Here is an 18,228-nt window from a genome sequence, read left to right on the forward strand (position 1 = left end):
ATCCTCTTTTTTTGACTTTTAAACTCTGGTACCTTTTATTTAGAAACAAAATTTAAAATTTTTCTGTGGTGGAGACAAGAATGTTAAAGCCTTTTAAAAAGGGGCATATTGTTTTATTGGTGATGCTTTTTATGTTAGATATGCGTGTTGTTGTAGCAAAGGAGCCCATAGAGATTCCTGTGCATCCAATTCCTTTAGAAATACATACAAAGCAAGGTTCGGTTTTTTATAAGGTAGAGATTGCTTTTACGCCATCTCAAGCAGCAGCTGGTTTAATGTATCGAACTGATTTTCCACGCGATCGTGCAATGCTCTTTAAGCAGCTAAAAAGTTCTCGATCGGGAGATGAGCAGAAAATTTTTATGTGGATGGCAAATACGCCTTTACCTTTAGATATGATTTTCTTAAACTCTGAGGGAATTATTGTATCGATTATTGAAAATACTTCTCCACTTTCAACAAATACCATTTCATCAGAAGTTCCTGCAGCTTTTGCACTTGAAATTAACGCTGGTGAAGTTTCTAAAAAAAAGATACAAAAAGGACAACGTGTTATTCATCCTGTACTTTGTGGAAAGTGCAATAAAAAATGACCGCTGAAGATATTCGTTTTTTTGAATATAATGGTTTGCGATTTGCTTATCGAGAAGAAGGGCAGGGCGCGCCTATTTTGTTGATCCATGGTTTTGGATCTTCTGCACGGGTGAATTGGTATGCAACGGGTTGGTTTCGTATTCTCACTGAAGCAGGATATCGTGTTATTGCTCTTGATAATCGCGGTCACGGAGATTCAGTTAAAAGTTATGATCCTGTCTTTTATACACCTCAAGCTATGGCTGGCGACGCAGTAAAGTTACTGCAGCATTTAGAGTTATCTAAAGCCCATGTTATGGGATATTCTATGGGGGCTCGTATTAGTGCTTTCATGGCTCTTTTGCATCCAACATATGTACACAGTGTTATTTTTGGTGGTTTAGGTATTGGTATGGTGACGGGAGCAGGAAATTGGGAGCCTGTTGCTGAGGCCCTTTTAACAGAAGATATTTCCACTATTACCAATATGCGCGGTTTAATGTTCCGTAAATTTGCAGATCAAACGAAAAGCGATAGGCGTGCTCTTGCTGCTTGTATCATTACATCAAAACAGGAGTTAACGGTGTCTGAAGTTTACAAAATCAAACAACCAGCACTTGTTGCCGTTGGTTCATTAGATGAAATTGGCGGTGATGCAGAGCCATTGGCAGCCTTGTTGCCTTGTGGTAAAGCTTTATCAATTCCTGATCGAGATCATATGTTTGCTGTAGGCGATAAAGTTTATAAAAAAGGCGTTATCGATTTTCTTTCTCGTTATCCTATAAAATAAGAACTCTTCATAGCTTTTAGAATTTACAGAAATACCCAATATTTTTATTTCGTATAAATTGAAAAAAGCTTATTAAAAAATCTTTCTGTTGTGACATAAGTTTTTATAAAAAATGAAAAGAAAAATAAACTCTTATTAGCTTATTTTGTATATTTTCCAGAGACGTAATTCTTCTAAGATTAGATAATTATAATTTAAAGGTTATTAAAAAGAATTATTTTCGAATGATGTAATAAATATTTTTTGCTAAAAAATGTAGTTTTAAATAAAAAAATATTTTTATTTGTATTTTTTATAAAATAAACAAAATTATAAATTATTGATCAATTTATTTTTACGAATATGCGTTTTAAATACAGATGCTAAAATTGGAGATAAAGTAAAATTATTAAAAATATACAGTTTTTTTTTGCCATTTTTTAATCTATACGGGTATATTTAATAATGATAGACTCCTTTTGTAAACGTTCTTTATGAATGCATAAAGAACGTTGTGAATATATGTAATATTAAGTAAATATTCAGATTATGCTTTTTTACTGACGTTACAGAATCATAAGAGTGTCTTATTTGCACGACACGCAATTATTTTAATCGTTTCAAAAAACAGGAGAGCATAGTGAATGCTGATGAAATAAAAAAACTTGATAATTATTTTAAAAATATATTCCAAAACTCAGCATTGCAAGTCAGAGCACGGCCTAAAAAGAGTGATTCTTGTGAGGTTTATATGGGAGATGAGTTTTTAGGCATTATCTATCGAGATGAAGATGAAGATGAGCTCTCCTATAATTTCTCAATGGCTATATTAGATATTGATTTAGAAAATTGATTCGTTATTCATAGTTGAATGAAGTCTTTTTTATCCCATAAGATTTATATAAGTTTTAACGCTTTAAAACTCGTATGGTTATTTCGTGCAATAATAAGATGGTCATGGATAATAATTCCTAATGCATTTGCTGCATCTTTTAATCTATATGTCATTGTTATATCTGCATTAGAGGGGGTGGAATCGCCAGAAGGGTGATTGTGGACTAAGATAAGTCCTGATGCGGATAACTCTAAAGCTCGAGAAATAACTTCACGAGGATAAACAGGGGTATGATCAATGGTTCCAGTTTGTTGTACCTCATCAGCAAGTAAGCCGTTTTTCTTATCAAGAAACAAAATACGAAATTGTTCACGTGTTTCGTGAGCCATAACAGCTTTACAATACGCTAACACTTTATCCCATGATGAAAAAATATCGCGCTTAAACAATTGCGCACGAGCAAGACGTCCAGCAACATCTGAAATAATTTTTAAATCAACTGCAGTGGCGGGACCACATCCTGGAATTTCTTGAAGTCGGTGAATATCCGCTCCCAACACATCAGCTAATGAACCAAAACGTGCTATCAAATTTTTAGCTATGGGTTTTGTGTTTGCACGGGGTATTGTGCGAAAAAGCAATAATTCAAGATATTCATAATCTTCAATTGCATTTCCTTTTGACTTTAAATAGCGCTTCCGAAGACGTTCACGATGGCCTTGATAATGTTTATGAAGCTGTGCGTTTTTCTGAGGCTCTTCACTTTTTCTTTCTGATACTGGGGTGAGTGGAGAACTCGATGTTAATGCAAAGTGATTACTTTGAGTATCTTCCTTTTGATTTAATTTTTTAGCCATAACATCTCTACATTGCGTTAGGTATGCGAATTTGGAATATAAAAAATATTTTTAGGAGATTGTGTAAATATTTCATACCCTTCATTTGTAACACCAATTGTATGTTCATATTGTGCTGTCAGAGAGCGGTCACGGGTAACAGCAGTCCAACCGTCAGATAAAATCTTAACTTGTGGTTTACCAAGGTTAATCATAGGCTCAATTGTAAACATCATACCTTGTTTTAATTCAACTCCTTCTCCAGGGGTTCCATAATGGAGGATATTGGGAGCATCATGAAAAAGCTGGCCGATACCATGTCCGCAAAAATCTCTCACAATTGAACAGCGTTCAGATTCAGCATACTGTTGAATGGCTGCCCCAATATCACCTGTCGTTGCTCCAGGCTTAACGACAGCGATTCCTTGCATAAGACTTTCATAGGTTATTTTTAGCAAGCGTTCTGCTGCACGCCTAATTTTTCCAACAGGATACATTCGGCTTGAATCCCCATGCCAACCATCAAGGATAAAGGTTACATCAACATTTACAATATCACCTTCTTGCAAAGGTCTTTTATTGGGAATGCCATGGCAGACAACGTGATTGATAGATGTACAGCATGAATGGCTGTATCCATGATAATTTAGATCAGCAGGAAGTGCTCCTCGCTTAGCTCCAAAAATAAATACAAAATCATCTATTTCTTGCGTAGTAACGCCCGGCTTAATAATATCTGTAAGCGCATCAAGGCATTCTGCAGCAATACGACCAACTTCACGCATTTTAGCAAAAGCATAATCATCGAAAATGCGGATTTTTCCATTAAATTTTAAAGGGATTTTATTATATTCGATATACTCAGTCATTGTTTCTTCTATTTTCTATTTTTACTCTCTGAATCGGAAAAATGCCTTCTACACTTACATGACACTTTACAGCATAACATTCTACTCCTGATTTTAATGCTAAATCAAACTTACGTCCATAGAGTGGATCAAGATCATGACAAATTGTAAAAGCTGAGCAATCTTCTCGTTGAATAATATAAAGCATAGCAGCTCGTTTTCCTTGTTGTACAACTCCTACGAGCTCATCAAGGTGACGTGCACCACGTTTTGTTTCGCTATCAGGAAATTCTGCTAATCCTTTCTGACGAATAAAATGAACATTTTTGACTTCTAGGTAACAATCAGGAAGAATGTCATCACGTAAAAGAAAGTCAATTCGTGATTGTGTCCCATAGCGTTGTTCTTTTAAAATTGTTTTATATCCACTTAATTCTGGTAGTAATCCGTTTTGAATTGCTTCTAACGCAAGTTTATTGGGTAAAGAAGTATTAATGCCAACCAAAGTATTATCGGCTTCAATAATTTCTAATTGATAGGCATATTTTCGTTTGATGTTGTTATGATAAGAAAGCCAAATATTGGTGTTGAAAGCTGTTAATTCAAGCATTGATCCTGTATTAGGTACAGACACGGTGAGGACATGCTGATCATCTTGTTGAACATCCGCAAGAAAACGTTTATAACGACGGATAAGCTTTGCAGGAAAAAGTTTGGGAATAAAGTGCATATCCCTTTTTTAGGATTTATGATTTCATAATTCAACTGAGATTATGATTTACAGGGGCTGTTCCCTATTAAAAAAAGATAAAATTGATGTAAAAAACGCTACGATATCTTATATAAATTGTTATAAATTCCATCGTTCACTTTAATGGCTTTTAAAATTTATTATTAGGTTTAGAAACTATTATCTTTGAATGAAAAGATAGATTATCTATAATTTATTATTAAACAGCATTAGAGTATTGTGAAAAAGGTTTCGTAAAAACAGTGGAGAGGGAGATAGTTTAAGTGAAACTAGGTAAAATTGATGGCAGGAACGAATAGGAATCGTGAAAATTTAACAAATGGTCCCATTATTATTTTAGTTGAACCGCAGCTTCCTGAAAACATTGGTATGGTCGCAAGGGCAATGGCAAATTTTGGGCTTTCTAAGCTTCGATTAGTCAAACCTCGAGAAATGTTTCCAAATGAAAAAGCTAGAGCTGCTGCAAGTAAAGCTGATCATGTCATTAACAATGCTGTAATTTTTAACACATTGCGTGATTCAATTGCAGATTTACACTATGTTTTTGCCACAACAGCACGTGAAAGATGTGGATTTAAAACTGTAAAAAGTGCTGTCGAAGCAGCAAGCGTATTACGTCAGCGTGAAAGTATCGGACATAAGACCGGGATTGTCTTTGGAAGAGAGAGATGGGGACTAGAAAATGATGAAATCAGCCTTGTTGATGAAATTATTACTTTTCCAGTTAATCCTGCTTTTGCGTCACTTAATATTGCGCAAGCGGTTCTTTTAATGTCTTACGAATGGATGAAAACTGGTTTAGAGAATGTCAGCGATACGGCATTTCGTGCAGCAGAGATGGAACCTGCAAATAAAACAATATTCCATGGTTTTTTATCTCAGTTAGAAGAGGCTTTGAATATCCGTGGGTATTTTAGACCACCAGAACGTAAAGAAGTAATGCTTGCAAATTTGCGCTCTGTTTTTACGCGCGCTAACTTTAGTGAACCTGAGGTTCGTTTATTGCGAGGCATTATATCTTCTTTGGATCATTTTTCGCCACAATATCCACGGGGGAGTAGAGCACCGGAAGAGCGTGATCGTAAAAAAATTAAAAATAAGTGTGAAAACTAATGGATGAACGACCTGTTCTTTTTTTTGATAGCGGTATTGGTGGTTTAACAGTGTTCAGGGAAGCGCGTGTTCTTATCCCTGACATGCAATTTATCTATGTTGCTGATGATGCAGGATTTCCTTATGGAAATTGGAAAGAAAATATTTTGAAAGAGCGTATTTTGAAGATTTTTACAAATCTTTTAACACGTTACAATCCAGCTTTATGTGTGATTGCTTGCAACACTGTTTCTACACTGATGATAGCAGATTTACGACAGAATTTTCCTCATATCCCTTTTGTAGGAACGGTTCCTGCAATTAAATCAGCTGCTGAACAAACAAAATCTGGTTTTATTTCCGTATTAGCGACTCCTGGAACAGTTAAACGTGCTTATACAAATGAATTAATTAACTCTTTTGCTAGACAGTGTCATGTTCAGCTTGTAGGAAGTAAAAAGCTGGCTGGACTTGCTGAAGATTATTTACGGGAAAAATCTATCGATTCAGAAGAGTTAAGAAAAGAAATCCTGCCATGTTTTGTGGAAAAAAATGGACAATATACGGATGTTATTGTTTTAGCCTGCACACATTATCCTTTTTTGATTAATTTCTTTCGTGAACATGCTTTATGGTCCGTTGAGTGGATTGATCCGGCGAAAGCGATCGCCAAACATATCAGATCTTTATTACCATTGTCGGGAAAGATACACCATCAATATATAAAGAAATATCAAGATTTTGCGTTGTTGACATCGAAAAATATCACTTCTTTAACGGAGAATTTGTTTAAAGGATTTGGCTTAAAACTCATGAAAGGAGTTGACTTTGGGTTACGAGACCAATAATGATGATCTAGCTATTTTTTCAAGAAAATAGCATTAATTGACGTGTCCCGTGGATAACTTTGCATATTGATATGTTAAGGTATTCTGTCAGTCTTTAGTATTTAAAGGCAGAGGAGGGCGCGTTTCCTTGGGGTCTTAAGATCTCGTGTTTTATTTTATAAGGAAATGCGATGAGTAAACGCGAAACAACAAAGTATAAAATTGACCGTCGTATGGGAGAAAATATTTGGGGGCGTCCAAAATCTCCTGTCAATCGTCGTGATTATGGTCCAGGTCAGCATGGACAGCGTCGTAAAGGAAAACTTTCTGACTATGGGGTTCAGTTGCGCGCTAAACAGAAATTGAAAGGGTTTTATGGAGATATTTCAGAAAAACAATTTCATAAAACCTATGAAGAGGCAGCTCGTCGACGGGGCGATACTGGCGAAAATCTTATCGGTCTGTTAGAATCACGTTTGGATGCTGTTGTTTATCGTGCAAAATTCGTACCTACGATTTTTGCTTCTCGCCAATTTATCAATCACGGTCATGTTAATGTCAATGGGCGGCGCACAAACATTCAATCTTATCGTTGTAAACCAGGTGATGTTATTGAGGTTCGGGAAAAATCGAAACAACTTGTTTTAGTGTTAGAATCAGTGCAATTGGCAGAACGTGATGTCCCTGATTATATTGAAGCAGATCATAAACAGATGAAAGCAACCTTTACACGTATTCCTGCTTTTGCAGATGTTCCTTATGCTGTGCAAATGGAACCTAATTTGGTTGTTGAATTTTATTCTCGATAATTTTTCTGTAAGAGAAATTATTTCTCTCTTCTATTATGATAACTTCAAAATATTGTGTTATTCTTACAATATTTGAAGTTAATAAGTTCTTTTTGTAAATGGTTCTATATTAAGTTTATTGCTATGTTTTTATAGTCATAAATTTGTATAGTTCCATTTCTTTTTTATGTATCTAATTTATAAATTCAAAAAACATAAATGTAAGCTTGCTTTAATATTTGTTTTTATCTTTGCAAAACGAGCCGTTTATTGTGCAGGATATGGTATTATGAATGATGTTTCAGTTGAATATCAGGCAATAGAAGAAAACAAAGGGAGAGATGATCCTTTAATAAGCGAAGCAGATAATTGTCATCCAATGTTTCGTGTTGCTCCTTCAAGCGTAGAATTTAATAAATTGCGCAAACGACTTTTACGTCATATGCGACAAGCTTTGGATGATTTTTCTATGCTCTCTACAGGGAAAAAATGGCTTGTTGCTTTATCGGGTGGAAAAGACTCTTATGGTTTATTAGCGCTTCTTTTAGACTTAAAGTGGCGAGGTCTTTTATCCGTTGAAATTCTTGCCTGTAATCTTGATCAAGGGCAACCAGGATTTCCTAAGCATATTCTTCCAGATTTTTTAAGTTCTTATAAAATTCCATATCGTATTGAATATCAGGATACTTATTCCATTGTTACAGATAAATTGGCAGAGTCGCAGACATATTGTTCACTTTGTTCTCGATTACGACGTGGTAATCTCTATCGTATTGCACGTGAAGAGGGATGTTCTGCATTAGTTTTAGGTCATCATCGTGATGATGTTTTAGAAACATTTTTTATGAATTTGTTTCATGGTGGTCGATTAGCTGCTATGCCTGGAAAACTTAAAAATGATGAAGGAGATCTTTTTGTGTTACGTCCTCTTGTTTATGCTGCTGAGGAAGATATGGAAAAATTTTCTCAAGAAATGCAATTTCCAATTATTCCTTGTAATCTTTGCGGTAGTCAAGATGGATTACAACGTAATGCAATGAAAGAAATGCTGAAAAATATAGAAAGACAAATGCCAGGACGTAAAGATACGATGATTCGCGCTTTAACAAATGTACGCCCAAGTCATTTGCTTGATAAGAAATTCTTTGATTTTAAAACGTGTTAATAAAAATTAGATATTAAAAAAATAAGTTCAAAGAATTTACGATAAGATACTTATTTATAATGATAATTTATTGTTTTTTAATTTAAATACCGTCAGATTGTTTTGTTTCAAATTCTCTTATATTGCATCTATAAAAAACATCTGCCTGCATATCACAAAGGAAATTCTTGTGTGCATAAAACACTCTTGAAAAAAGTTTCCTTTCACTAACCAATGACTGTCGTAATATGAAAAATGGGAAAATAGTACGGTTGTCGATTTGCTCTTTTGTTAATTAAAAATGGTGAACCTTGTGGATTTTATTCTTTTGCGCCGCTGTCACCGCCATTTAAAGCTCATTTAAGGCATTAAATTAAGAGAATATATAACTGCTTTGTATTTTGGGAGTGTATAGCAAACATTCAGAGCAAGGATTGCTCGTAAATTCTCATGAAGTGAGCTATATAAGTGATCAAGTTCGATTGTGAGTAGCTGATCTTTTTATAAACCGATGCTAATAGAAATCTTCATCATTGAGGACAGGGAAGGAGTTAAATTTTTAAACTGCTATACCATAAAGGTCATAGGCATCCGATTGTTCGATTTTAACGGTGACAAATTCACCAACACGCAGTGGGCGTCGTGATGATATATGGACAACACCATCTATTTCTGGAGCATCGTACTGACTACGTCCTTTGGCAACTTTTCCTTGACTTTCATCGATAAGCACTCGGAGTCTTTTTCCAATTTTTTTCTTTAAAAGATGTGTAGAAATTTGTTGTTGTCTTGCCATAAAACGATGCCAGCGGTTTTCTTTCACCTCTTCAGGAATATTTTCTAATCCCAAATCATTTGCGGCAGCTCCTTTTACTTCTTCATATTTAAAGCACCCCGCGCGTTCAATTTTTGCTTCTTCTAGCCATTCTAGAAGTATATTAAAATCTTCATTCGTTTCACCAGGAAAACCAACGATAAATGTTGATCGCAAAGTAAGATCTGGACATATTTTCCGCCATTTTTCAATTCTACGATTTGTTTTTTCCATAAGTGCGGGACGCTTCATGTGATGCAAAACAGTCGGTGATGCATGCTGAAAAGGTATATCCAGATAAGGAAGAATTTTTTTTGCAGCCATAAGTTCGATAACTTCATCAACATGGGGATAAGGATAAACGTAATGCATACGTACCCAAATACCCATATCGCCTAGTTCACGACAAAGATCAAAGAATTTCGTTTTGATTGTACGATCTTTCCAAGAATTTTCGAGATATTTAAGATCAATACCATAAGCACTCGTATCTTGTGAAATAACCAAAAGTTCTTTTACACCCGCTTGCACGAGTTTTTCAGCTTCACGAAGAACATCGCTGATGGGACGTGAAGTGAGATCACCACGCAAAGTAGGGATGATACAAAAACTACACCGATTAGAGCATCCTTCAGAAATCTTTAAGTAGGCGTAATGGCGAGGTGTTAAACGAATACCTTGGGGAGGAACTAAATCAAGAAAAGGATCATGAACAGGAGGAATTGCTATATGAACAGCTTCTATAACGCTTTCATAAGCTTGCGGTTTTGTAATAGCCAATACATTAGGATATGTTTGGCGAATAGCATCAGGATCAGCACCAAGACACCCTGTTACAATAACTTTTCCATTTTTTTTAAGAGCTTCATCAATATTGGCTAATGATTCTCTCCTTGCCGAGTCAAGAAAACCACAGGTATTCACAATAACGACATCAGCTCCTTGATGTTGACGTGAAATATCATACCCTTCAGAGCGAAGGCGTGTAATAATTCGCTCAGAATCTACGAGTGCTTTTGGGCATCCGAGGGAGACAAAACTAATACGAGGTGCTACCATAATGATCCTACAATTACTATGAATGATTGAGTTACGCTTTTATTAACTTAAAAATAATGTTCTTTATTTTTATACCTATGCAATACAATCTGTTACAAAGTTATTTGATTTTTTTCTACAAAATTTTATATGTTTTTATGCATGCATACAATTTTGTCTTATTATATCGTAAAATTCCGTCATTGAGGATGATGATATAAGGCTGCTTCCTTCAAAGCATTTAAGTTCTTTTCAAAGTACGTGGTGAATATTTTAAAACTTACTTGTCAAGCCTTGCGTAAGAGAAGGACATGGAGGGGAAGGGGAAAGTGAAACCCGCTCGATAAGGATCTGGATTGTTTATAAACCTAATTGGGGGCATCCTTTGGCTGTGGAGAAGAAGTCAATTGCGTGTGGCACAATAAAAAAATGCTCAACAGTTTCTTACTGCGATATCTATCGCGTACTATAAGGTTTATTTTTTAATATTTTCGAATAAGACCGGTAAGTTTGCCTTGTATTTCTACACGCTCGGATTCGTATGTCCGTACTTCATAATGAGGATTTGCAGCTTCTAATGCAATAGAAGCTCCTTTGCGTCGATAACGTTTTAATGTGGCTTCTTTTTTATCAATAAACGCAACAATAATTTCACCTGTTATTGCTGTATTTTGACGTTTCACAATGATCGTATCTTTATCAAGGATACCAGCCTCCATCATAGAATCATCTTTAACTTCTAATGCGTAGTGCTCACCTGTATTAACCATATCGAGTGGAAGAGAAAGGCTGTTTATTTGTTGCAGTATAGCAGAGGCGGGTACGCTTGCAGAAATACGTCCCATAATAGGAATGGTGATATTTTTTTTTTCTTCTTCATCAAAGGGACTCAAACTTTTTGATATTTCTCTTTTCTTTCTTTCTATCATACTGGGAGAAATTTTACGTGCTAAAGAAAGGTTAAATGTTATTTTTTCAGGGAGTCGAATCACCTCCACAGCACGAGCACGATTGGGCAAGCGACGTATAAAACCTCGTTGTTCTAAGGCTATAATGAGCTTATGAATACCAGACTTTGAAGAAAGTTCTAATGCATTTTTCATTTCTTCAAAAGAAGGAGGAACACCAGTTTCTTTTATATGGTTATGAATAAACAAGAGTAGCTCATATTGTTTACATGTTAACATTCAATATTCCAATCAAAATAATAAAAATTAGTAAAGTAAAAATACATTTATATATAGCACTTTTACAATTTTTATCGCCAAATCAAAATTATTTTCTTTGTTTTTGATCTTATCAATTTAATAAATTAATATTTTTATTTATAGATATATTTAAATTGTTATTTATATACTGTATATATACATTAATATTAAATAATGTATAAATATACTTTATAGTTCTGACTGAATTATCCAATACTAAATTTTGTGACTAGTATTATCCTTTTCTTCTAAAAATATATCTACGTATTTTGTAAATTTTAATATAAAAAAGTTAACTAGAAGGCATTCTATATATTCAGAACACTTAAAATCATTTTGCATACTGCATATTATTTCTGCTTTTTTATTCTTAGTAAAATTATCTACAGCTCTAATAGTGAGCATAATTTATAGTCATTCGGGATATTTTCAATGAGACTAAATTTTGCTTCATATCTACTTTATTCTATAGGATAAATTGGCTTTCGTTATTATTCATTATACATGAACAAAAATCATACTCTCAAAGCCATTGTTGCTCATTGTTCCATTTTCAAGTCTAACGTGTCAACCGCTATATACTATTTTCATGACCCCTAATGTTGCGATAATTTTTGGTTATTAAAAGGAGGCATAAAAGGTATTTTCATTTCTTTTTTATAGTTTTATTCTCTCACTTATATCGGTCAAGAAAATGCTTTTTATTGTTTCAATATAAAAAAGATTTGAAATGAGAAAAACTTACATTATTTGAGACTTTTCACTCAAGTGAAAAATGATAAATTATTATAAATCAATATATTATCTTATAAAGCTGTATTCATATTTGAAAATTGAACACTAAGATATAAAAATAATATTATAATAAAAGGTATTTTTTCTTCTCTACCCATTATGCTCAACAACCCATGTGAGGGGAAGGGGGTATTTCTCATAATTTTAACGCTTCGAATCTATGCAATATTTTGCAGTGAAATTTTTCCTTTATTGAAACTTCAAAAAGAAGATTAAAGAGTACTTATACAATGATGAAGTAAAGGGGCGAAAACGGAAAATTATTGATAACTGAAGAAAATAATAATATTTTTTTTCAAAAGGTGTTGACCAAATGGAAAGTCAACCGTATGTTCCCTTCACTTTCTGCAAACTAGATAGTATGCAAACTAGATAGCTTGTGTGAGAGCGCGTAGCTCAGCTGGTAGAGCAACTGACTTTTAATCAGTAGGTCCAGGGTTCGAATCCCTGCGCGCTCACCAAATTTAAGTAATATCAATAGGCTATAAAAAATTTAAGAATCTTTTTTTGATTCTTTTTGAAGTTTTTATTGATTCTATTTTTATCAGCTGTTTTGGAATAGAGCGATGTTATGCTGTCTCCTTTCCAACAAAAAAGAGCTTTAAGCTTATGGATAGGGTTGTACCTGCGTTGGCAGCACATGTGGTTTCTAATTTTCTCAATCCATAGGTGTTTTTTTTAATATCCACTGCATTACATGATTCGCAAAACAGTTGCTAAAATCACCACTTATTCACACTTATATTATGAAATGAATTTTCTATAAGATGTTGATTTGTTTAACTTTTAATCTTTTTAATATCTACTAGACTACATTTATTTCGTATGAAAACCATAAAAAGATTAACAATACGTTAATTCCTTGGTAAAAGGGGCCAATTCAAGAGTGGTATATACGCGAGGGGAATCATTTAAAAACGTAAATTCTTCCGTTGCGTACAAAAGCGTGACGTGGTTTTTACAGTAGTACTTAACAGAAATAAGTGGACTGAATAGATGCCTTCAAATAGAAAAAAGAAAATTACTTTTATGATTAAACCAACACTTCAATTGTTTTCTATGATTGTCATTTCTCAGTCACTGGTATCTTGTTGCGCAAGCCAAACTATGAATTTTTCAATAAAAGATTCCTATCATAATAAACCAATTAACGTAAACACTTCTGTACTACCTCAACAAGTATCCAATAAGAAGAATCAATCAGAAGAAAAAAAGCGTGGACGAGTGATTATTGGTAAACCTTATCAAATAAAAGGAAAGTGGTATTATCCTCAAAGTGATCCAACTTATAAACGTGTTGGCGAAGCATCTTGGTATGGTTCAGATTTTCATGGACGTTTAACTGCCAATGGTGAAATTTATGACATGAATCTTTTGACTGCTGCTCATCCTACAATGCCTTTACCTAGCTATGCTCGTGTTACTAATTTAAAAAATGGATCTTCAATCGTTGTTAGAGTGAATGATCGCGGACCTTTTATGAAAGACAGAATCATTGATTTATCAAGGCAAGCTGCGACAATACTGGGGTATGTAGATAGGGGGGTCGCAGATGTTAAAGTAGAATATATTGCTGAAGCACCTGTTGGCTATTATGATGCTGCATATTTAATGTCCTCTTATACTCCTGGAAATGCTGCCCCATATTCATTAGCGTCGGAAAATGTTGCGAAAAAAAGAGAAACTGTTTTGTTAAAAGAGCAGCGCAATACAGGGAACAAAAAAGAATTAGCTAAAGCAGCTGCTGTTGAACAAGAACAACGTAATAAAACTGTTGCAGTTAAATTGCCAGAAATTGGTCCTATCATGGTTGATAAGCCGATACCATTCGATCAAGTTGCTTCTATAAATAAGCTAAACAAAAAAACAAAGGTTAATTGGCTACAACTATTTTAAGAAAAAATGCATTGATTTTTTATCTATATAATTTTTTAGTAAAAAAGGTAAGAAATTACGGATTTAGTGTAGGATTTTTATCTTAAAGCGCGTTGTCCTTTTCAAAAAGCGTGGTTGGGTTCTATCATTATAAGTTTAGTACGGACTTTCCACTCCATTGCTGGCCTATTCGTCGTTTTATGATATTGCTTGCTTAATAAAGCGTGTACTTTTCTTGCTGTAATAGCTTTTGCTGGACGAAGGTAGATTATTGTATAAGTCTGTTTTTGTAATCTCTAAAACAACTTGTACAATCGATTTGAGAGGAATAAAAAGCTTAACAAGTAAAAAAATATTTTCTTTTGATTCGTCCTTGTATCTTTCTAAAGTATCTACGGTAATATCTTATGAAAAGATTATGCATTATCTCATGCTTTTGTTTATCATGTTCTTTAATGGAGTAAGTTCCCTCACGAAAAACAGAGCGTCTCAAACAAAATACACTTACATTGCCAATTCATGGACTTATTTAAAAGAGACATACTTTAACACGCTACAAGCCTATTTTACGACAGCGCCTGTGAATGGTATAACTGTTAACGCCTTTAGATATCAGCATCTTTACACTTATGAAGATATAAATCGACACCATCATACACTTTGCAAGTCCCCAATGTTTTGTGCGATAATTCTTAACACTTGAGAGGTTGATAAGAAGTATTTTTACTCTCTTTTTTAATAATTTTTATCCATATACGAACCCTACTTATGACCCGTAAGTAAGCGATTTTTAATGAATTAAATATGAGAAGAGGGGATGAGAGAATCTTACAGTATCTTTGAGTTAGCTTCAATTTTAAAATGATAATTTATCATAACAAATCAAAATACTATCAATAAAAATATGAAAAAATCTTTTGTCTCTCATACATTTAAAATGTTAAACTGAACCTATATAGAAGATAAAAAACGTGTCATATTATTTTTTCTAAAGCTAAATGAAAATAAAATCTTTTTATGAGTTGTAAATAATTCCTCAATTTTCAGAAATCAAAAAGTTTTTTCCTATATAAGATTCTTTATGTTGATCTTTGGGATGGGAGGAGCAGCTATGTATACAGCATTAAGGATCTTATTGATATTATGGGGAGTATTGGCATTTGATACGTGGGGGAGAGCACAAGATTTTCAAACTCCCGCATACCAATTGTTATTACTCGATGATGATACAGAGACAGTACTCTATGAAAAACAAAGTGCTATTCCTTTTTTTCCTGCTTCATTAGTAAAATTGATGACAGCAGAAGTTGTATTTCATCAATTAAAAAAAGGATTATTAAAAAGTACGCAGAAATTTAAGGTCAGTGAAAATGCTTGGCGCAAGGGTGGAGCACCTTCTGGTACAACCACTATGTTTGCAAAGATAAAAACAGAAATCAGTGTTTCTGATCTGTTGCGTGGTTTAATTATTGTCAATGGAAATGATGCTGCTATTATTCTTGCTGAAGGAATATCAGGACATGAAGATCATTTTGTAAAACTGATGAATCAGCGCGCAAAAATGATTGGATTATCTCAGAGTCATTTTGTTAATGCAACAGGGCTACCCGAAGAGGGACAATTTGTAACTGTGCGTGATATGATTATATTAGCACGTCATATTGTTCAGGAATATCCGGATTATTATGCACTTTATTGTGAGTCTCATTTTACATGGAATAATATTTTTCAACGTAACAAAAACCCTCTTATTTCTAAGGAAATTGGTGTAGAAGGATTTGGTTTTGGTTACAGTGAAAAAGAAGGTTTTTCAATGGTTGCCACTATTTCTAAAAATCATCGACGTCTTTTTTTAGCAATCAATGGTTTGCAAGATGGTAAAAAATATACAAAAGAAATAGAACGCATTCTTCAATGGGGAATGACGGCTTTTGATCTCAAAACGATTTTCAGAAAAGGAGAAATAGTTGGTCGTGCTGCTGTTTATGGTGGTAAGAAAAATTTTGTTCCACTCATTGTTAAAACACCAATAAGTTTTATGCTTTCGAATGAAAAAAAAGTAAATGTTAAAGCAAAAATTAAATATCATGGTCCATTGAAAGCTCCCATCGTTTCTGGGCAATCAGTTGGCGTTATTCAAATTTTAGAAGATAAAAAGGTTCTTCTGGAAAAACCAGTTTTTGCCGGAATGAATGTTTGGGAAGGAAGTTTCTTTGCAAAAGTAAAAAATGCATTCTATGAAATAACAATTGGATGGTTACGGAAATATTTATAGTTACGCGCTAATAAGGTTAAGATCATACGTGTCAGGTTATTTTATTACATTCGAAGGAGGGGACGGGGTAGGGAAAACGGTGCAGATTTCTTTACTTGCTGAGTCTCTCTCTCACCAAGGTTATGATGTTGTCACAACACGAGAACCAGGAGGAACGCCAGGAGCAGAAGCAATCCGGCATATTTTGTTGTCGGGGCAGGCGCGACAGTATGGACCGTTGATTGAAGCTGTTTTGTTTACAGCTGCACGTGTCGACCATGTTACTGAGGTTATCGCACCTTCTTTGCAAAAAGGTAAAATCGTTTTATGTGACCGCTTTATTGATTCTACACGCGTTTATCAAGGACTCAATAATAGAGTCAGTTCTTCTTTTCTTTCTGTTTTAGAGTGTATTGCGCTCAATGGTATTTTGCCTCATTTAACATTTTTATTAGATATGCCAGCAATGTGTGGTATGAAGCGTGCAAATTTGCGAAGAAAAAAAACAGAAGAAATTGATTATTTTGAAAAAGATCAGTTGGAAATTCAAGAACAAAGGCGTCAGGCTTTTCTTCAATTGGCCAAACAAGAACCCCATAGATTTCGAGTCATTGATGCCACTGGCTCAGTAGAAGCTATTGCTCATCAAATAAAAAATATTTGTCATCAGGTATTGTTGGATCAGCTTTCATGAGTAATTTAAATACCTTACGCCAATATGATGATATTGATACAATTTTATCACCATCCCAGAACAATGTTATCTTTGGTCATGAGGATGTGCGTCATTTTTTGACACAAATGCTTAAAGAAGAGCGTTTGCATCATGCATTATTATTTGAAGGAGAATATGGGATTGGAAAGGCTACATTAGCCTTTCATCTTGCTTGGAACATTTTAAGTTTTCAACAGAGTGCTTTCTTGAAACCCGATCCTTATTCTACCCCATGGCGCCAAATTACACAAGGAAGTCACCCTGGTCTTTTGTATATTTCACGTCGATTTGATGTGAAAACGCAAAAGTTTAAAACAGGAATACTCGTTGATGATATCCGTGATATTATGCATTTTTTAAGCCGAACATCACAAGATAATGGATGGCGTATTGTTATTATTGATTCTGCAGATGATATGAATAGAAATGCAGCGAATGCAATTCTCAAAATACTTGAAGAACCACCTACAAAAACGTTATTTGTTATTATCGCACATTCTTCAGGAAAATTGCTTCCAACAATCCATTCACGGTGTCAAAAAATTTCTTTTCGTCCGTTGAATAACGATGAAATGAAAAAAGTTATTATACATATTTTCGCCGATCAGGATTTACCTGATGAAAAAACAATTGAAATGATTATTAAAAAATCTAAAGGAAGCCCTCGAAAAGCCGCTTTACTTATTTGCCATGGCGGTCTTGAAATTATTAAAACAATTGATGCTCTCCTAGAGAAACCTGTTTGTAACGCAACAATTGTACATACTCTTGCACAAACATTTTCATCTACTTCTTCTACATTCCAATTTCAACAATTTTGTGATGAAATTCTTAATAAAATTCAAAAAAAAGCTATCATGCTCGTTGAAAAGGGAGACTTATTTCTCTCAAAAAAATATGCGGAAAAATGGCAGGAGATTCATCAAGAAATAGAGGAAATACAACTGTTTAATCTCGATAAAAAGCAGTTTGTTATTAACTTACTTTTTAAAGTTCATAAGATCATTCATGAGAATTAGTTTTTCCGTGACAATGCGATGAACAAGCGTTATGTCATTATATCTTC

15 protein-coding genes, 1 tRNA gene and 1 pseudogene are annotated in these 18,228 nt (G+C 34.2%); 12 read left to right on the forward strand and 5 right to left on the reverse strand.

Annotated features, from left to right (window positions below):
- The first annotated feature begins 80 nt into the window (after window positions 1-80).
- From ACFINZ_RS04705 to ACFINZ_RS04715, 3 genes are all read left to right on the forward strand, one after another.
- Window positions 81-593 carry a DUF192 domain-containing protein gene (locus ACFINZ_RS04705; protein WP_375634116.1) on the forward strand — a complete coding sequence of 171 codons (513 nt, stop codon included), beginning with the start codon at window positions 81-83 and terminating at the stop codon, window positions 591-593.
- Window positions 590-1,363 (forward strand): alpha/beta fold hydrolase, encoded by a 774-nt coding sequence (locus ACFINZ_RS04710; protein WP_375701193.1) that lies wholly within the window; start codon window positions 590-592, stop codon window positions 1,361-1,363. The genes ACFINZ_RS04705 and ACFINZ_RS04710 overlap by 4 nt, the downstream gene beginning before the upstream one ends.
- Window positions 1,364-1,982: 619 nt before the next feature.
- Window positions 1,983-2,195, forward strand: coding sequence for a DUF3126 family protein (locus tag ACFINZ_RS04715; RefSeq protein ID WP_375621268.1), 213 nt, complete (start codon window positions 1,983-1,985; stop codon window positions 2,193-2,195).
- A gap of 44 nt (window positions 2,196-2,239) precedes the next feature.
- Here the strand turns inward: ACFINZ_RS04715 and radC are convergent, their stop codons facing one another.
- From radC to sfsA, 3 genes are read right to left on the reverse strand one after another with little or no spacing between them, the layout of a single operon-like run.
- On the reverse strand, window positions 2,240-3,034 hold the full coding sequence (radC, locus tag ACFINZ_RS04720) for a DNA repair protein RadC (RefSeq protein WP_375613419.1): 795 nt from the start codon (window positions 3,032-3,034) through the stop codon (window positions 2,240-2,242).
- Between the two features lie 17 nt (window positions 3,035-3,051).
- Window positions 3,052-3,882: a type I methionyl aminopeptidase gene (map, locus tag ACFINZ_RS04725; RefSeq protein ID WP_375634112.1), complete on the reverse strand. Its 831-nt coding sequence runs from the start codon at window positions 3,880-3,882 to the stop codon at window positions 3,052-3,054.
- Window positions 3,875-4,591 carry a DNA/RNA nuclease SfsA gene (sfsA, locus tag ACFINZ_RS04730; protein ID WP_375634651.1) on the reverse strand — a complete coding sequence of 239 codons (717 nt, stop codon included), beginning with the start codon at window positions 4,589-4,591 and terminating at the stop codon, window positions 3,875-3,877. The genes map and sfsA overlap by 8 nt, the downstream gene beginning before the upstream one ends.
- Before the next feature lie 303 nt (window positions 4,592-4,894).
- Here sfsA and ACFINZ_RS04735 point away from each other — a divergent pair.
- The 4 genes and pseudogenes from ACFINZ_RS04735 (at window position 4,895) to ttcA (ending at window position 8,484) form a co-directional block, all read left to right on the forward strand.
- A pseudogene (locus ACFINZ_RS04735) lies at window positions 4,895-5,732 on the forward strand (RNA methyltransferase).
- Window positions 5,725-6,552, forward strand: a complete 828-nt coding sequence (gene murI / locus ACFINZ_RS04740; RefSeq protein WP_375634652.1) for a glutamate racemase — start codon at window positions 5,725-5,727, stop codon at window positions 6,550-6,552. Before ACFINZ_RS04735 ends, murI begins: the two are co-directional and overlap by 8 nt.
- Window positions 6,553-6,722: 170 nt before the next feature.
- A complete protein-coding gene (gene rpsD, locus ACFINZ_RS04745) occupies window positions 6,723-7,340 on the forward strand; it encodes a 30S ribosomal protein S4 (protein ID WP_273722651.1) in 618 nt (205 codons plus the stop codon).
- A gap of 268 nt (window positions 7,341-7,608) precedes the next feature.
- Window positions 7,609-8,484: a tRNA 2-thiocytidine(32) synthetase TtcA gene (gene ttcA, locus ACFINZ_RS04750; protein ID WP_375634106.1), complete on the forward strand. Its 876-nt coding sequence runs from the start codon at window positions 7,609-7,611 to the stop codon at window positions 8,482-8,484.
- A 538-nt stretch (window positions 8,485-9,022) separates the two neighbouring features.
- Here ttcA and rimO read toward each other — a convergent pair.
- Together rimO and lexA are read right to left on the reverse strand one after the other, a co-directional pair.
- Window positions 9,023-10,336, reverse strand: coding sequence for a 30S ribosomal protein S12 methylthiotransferase RimO (rimO, locus tag ACFINZ_RS04755; protein ID WP_375684049.1), 1,314 nt, complete (start codon window positions 10,334-10,336; stop codon window positions 9,023-9,025).
- 461 nt (window positions 10,337-10,797) lie between these two features.
- Complete coding sequence (lexA, locus tag ACFINZ_RS04760; protein ID WP_375634102.1) at window positions 10,798-11,502, reverse strand: transcriptional repressor LexA; 705 nt, start codon at window positions 11,500-11,502, stop codon at window positions 10,798-10,800.
- A 1,201-nt stretch (window positions 11,503-12,703) separates the two neighbouring features.
- On the opposite strand from lexA, the gene ACFINZ_RS04765 reads away from it, so the two are divergent.
- The 5 genes from ACFINZ_RS04765 to ACFINZ_RS04785 all read left to right on the forward strand — a co-directional run bounded on the left by ACFINZ_RS04765 (window position 12,704) and on the right by ACFINZ_RS04785 (window position 18,181).
- A tRNA-Lys gene (locus ACFINZ_RS04765) sits at window positions 12,704-12,779 on the forward strand.
- Window positions 12,780-13,314: 535 nt separating this feature from the next.
- A complete protein-coding gene (locus ACFINZ_RS04770) occupies window positions 13,315-14,214 on the forward strand; it encodes a septal ring lytic transglycosylase RlpA family protein (protein ID WP_375701194.1) in 900 nt (299 codons plus the stop codon).
- 1,090 nt (window positions 14,215-15,304) lie between these two features.
- Window positions 15,305-16,468, forward strand: a complete 1,164-nt coding sequence (locus ACFINZ_RS04775; protein ID WP_375677215.1) for a D-alanyl-D-alanine carboxypeptidase family protein — start codon at window positions 15,305-15,307, stop codon at window positions 16,466-16,468.
- A 28-nt stretch (window positions 16,469-16,496) separates the two neighbouring features.
- Window positions 16,497-17,141, forward strand: coding sequence for a dTMP kinase (gene tmk / locus ACFINZ_RS04780; RefSeq protein WP_375634099.1), 645 nt, complete (start codon window positions 16,497-16,499; stop codon window positions 17,139-17,141).
- On the forward strand, window positions 17,138-18,181 hold the full coding sequence (locus ACFINZ_RS04785; protein ID WP_375634097.1) for a DNA polymerase III subunit delta': 1,044 nt from the start codon (window positions 17,138-17,140) through the stop codon (window positions 18,179-18,181). The genes tmk and ACFINZ_RS04785 overlap by 4 nt, the downstream gene beginning before the upstream one ends.
- Window positions 18,182-18,228: the final 47 nt, after the last annotated feature.

Origin of the sequence: Bartonella sp. AA81SXKL, assembly GCF_042196945.1 — a bacterium.
Taxonomy (GTDB): domain Bacteria; phylum Pseudomonadota; class Alphaproteobacteria; order Rhizobiales; family Rhizobiaceae; genus Bartonella.